Below are 2,286 nucleotides of genomic sequence, written 5' to 3'. Positions count from 1 at the left end.
CACTACACTGCCGGCTTTGGCGGCTGGCATAATTTTCATGGTGCCCAGTAAAATCTGCATCCATTGCTTTTCGGTCATGAGATGCAGGGTATAACTGGCGGCGGTATCCGTATGCCGGCCCTGTGGCTGTATGAATACTTTACCCCATCTCGTTTGTACGGTATCTCCCACGGGATATCTCTTTCCGGCAATGACCACACTCTTCTCCGCCGCATGGTAGGTAAACGGCCAGTTGCCGGTGGCCGCCATTTGTATGGCATCTGGTTCCAGGAAAACGAATTTAAGCGGACTGTCTTTGTATAATACTACATCTCTTATTTTTCCTTCTTCTATCACTTCACCGTAGAGGTTAAGATTTCGTATAACCGCTTTCGTTAGGGTACGTGATTTCAGTATTTCAATTTCATTTTCCATGACAGTTTTCGCGCCGCCCATCAGGTCGAGTGACTGAAGCATATCGCTGGCGCCGAGGCCGTTGGATGCTTCCTGTACCAATAACACACCAGATATTTTATATAAAGGTGTAGCGTAGCGGAGGTAGAGAAAAGCACCTGCCAGCGCAGCTACCACAGCAGCCGCAAACAGCGGCCAATAAGGCAGATAGCGGGAACGGATGAGTGTTAGTATACTCAATGGCGTTTCTCCGGATTGCGTTTTATTTCCGTTTACTTTTTGCATACACTAATTATTATTAATGACTAAACGGTCCAGGATAATCACGAGCAAAGACAAGCTACTGAGAACAATGGGCAGTATCTGCCTGGATCGGTCTGCACTCGCTATTTTTGATTTGCCGGGTTCCACATACAGTATATCATTTGATTGCAGAAAGTAGTAAGGAGAATTCAGGATACGTTTATCATTCAGATCCAGTCGTCGTATAATCCGCTCCCCATCTACTTCCCGGATTAACAGTACATTATTTCGTTTACCGTACACCGTTATATCACCTGCCATTCCCAACGCCTCCAATACTGATATTTTTTCATTGGTTACATTCACTACCGTTGGTTTACCGACTTCTCCAAGAATCGTTACCCGGTAATTAAGGAACCGTATGTTGACTACCGGATCTACCAGCAGCTTTTGTTGTATCAGTTGATCGTGGATTTTTACAGTGAGGGCTTTTTTCGAAAGACCAGCTACTTTTACCGGTCCTAAAACAGGATACTGAATATATCCCTGTTCATCTACCAGGAAGCCTCCCAACATGGCGCCTGAACCGGCATTGGCCCCTCCTGCGCCTGCGGCAGAAGTCATATTGGATACGTTATAAATGATGACATCCTCCGGGTTAAGACTGCTTACATTAATTTGCAGTATATCATTCTTTTGTATCCGGGGTTCAAAATCGCCATCTACCGGCGATAATATGGTGTCTTTTATATCACTGAAATAAACAGCATTTTTGGTTGACACGCAGGAAGTAAACAAACAATTGAAGCATAGCAATCCCAATCCTATCCAGGTTAAGCAGGTTTTCAATCTCATATATGGCATTTTACATCATCACTAACACACGTTCCGTATCTCTCTACAATATTACGTTTGTTCGCTCCCGGATTCAATTACTTACTACAGTATAAATTGCTTCAATCACGGGCATCTTACTACTTATTAAAGTAGGTTGTCTGCAAAACCGGCAAACATATTTATTAAATTAAAATCTGAAAAAAAACTATCGATAGCAGTAAAAATGAAGAGAGAGAATAAATTATTTGACCAAATTTTTGAAATCAATTCTGATTTAGTAGATACATTCAACTTCTGATATACCTTTTTCAGGTGTTGGTTCACGGTGAACACTGTTACGAACAGCTGCTTCGCCATTTCCTTATATGAGTAGCCTTCCTTTAATAATTCCACCAGCTCATACTCTCTGCGGGTCAATTTATCTTTAATACCTTCCAGCGGGTCTTTATTTAAATGAGTGATCAGCTGATGTGCTGCTTTGGGAGATAAGGTGGCGCCATTTTGTATAGTATCTAATATAGCCTGGTAAATATCACTCAAACGGCTCGTTTTAATAACATAACCACTGGCGCCTTTTTTAATCGCTTCAATAATATACTGTTTACCATCATGACCAGATAGCACAATCACTTTTGTTTCCGGATAAAGTCGCTTTACTTCCCGGATACCATCAATGCCCGACATACCCGGCAAAGTAATGTCCAGCAGGATCACTTTTACGTCCGGATAAATGACTGGCAAAGCAATAAACTCCTCAATAGATTTGCTGGCAAATACAACTTTACACTCCTGAAAGTCTTCCAGAAATTCGCG

Annotated in this window: 3 protein-coding genes; all 3 read right to left on the bottom strand. The window is 42.2% G+C overall.

Features of this window, described 5'->3' with window-relative positions:
* On the bottom strand, nucleotides 1-678 hold a 678-nt coding region (locus VIP81_RS25270; RefSeq protein ID WP_331967812.1), incomplete at its 3' end, for a Wzz/FepE/Etk N-terminal domain-containing protein.
* Nucleotides 679-681: 3 nt separating this feature from the next.
* On the bottom strand, nucleotides 682-1,491 hold the full coding sequence (locus VIP81_RS25265; protein ID WP_331967811.1) for a polysaccharide biosynthesis/export family protein: 810 nt from the start codon (nucleotides 1,489-1,491) through the stop codon (nucleotides 682-684).
* 126 nt (nucleotides 1,492-1,617) lie between these two features.
* On the bottom strand, nucleotides 1,618-2,286 hold a 669-nt coding region (locus VIP81_RS25260; RefSeq protein WP_331967809.1), incomplete at its 5' end, for a response regulator transcription factor.

Origin of the sequence: Chitinophaga sp., assembly GCF_036566945.1 — a bacterium.
In the GTDB taxonomy this organism is placed as follows: domain Bacteria; phylum Bacteroidota; class Bacteroidia; order Chitinophagales; family Chitinophagaceae; genus Chitinophaga.
The sequence above is the reverse complement of the archived record's forward strand: the minus strand, read 5'-3'. Positions and strand labels throughout refer to the sequence as shown.